Annotated in this window: 1 protein-coding gene; it reads right to left on the reverse strand. The window is 53.9% G+C overall.

Annotation, left to right across the window (positions count from 1 at the left end; genetic code table 11):
- On the reverse strand, positions 1 to 245 hold a 245-nt coding region (locus AAEZ06_RS27785), incomplete at its 3' end, for an XdhC family protein (RefSeq protein ID WP_350617375.1).
- Between the last annotated feature and the right edge of the window lie 11 nt (positions 246 to 256).

Raw genomic sequence — 256 nt, forward strand, 5'->3', positions numbered from 1 at the left:
CCCGTCTGATAGACTTGCACATTGGCACCGTCACGCGTGAGCCAAAAGGCACGTTTGATAATATGCGGCTCAAGGCAGCCACCACTTATCATTCCGACCGAGCGTCCATCTGCGCATATAAGCATCATCGCGCCAGCACGACGGTACGCTGAGCCTTCGGTACGGACGACCGTTGCCAGTACAGCATCAACGTTTTGTTGAGCGGCCTCACCTGCTAGCTTGAGAATGTCAGCGACTTGATTCATAACACCTCTTG

Source organism: Pseudomonas sp. HY7a-MNA-CIBAN-0227 (genome assembly GCF_040310325.1).
Taxonomy (GTDB): Bacteria; Pseudomonadota; Gammaproteobacteria; order Pseudomonadales; family Pseudomonadaceae; genus Aquipseudomonas.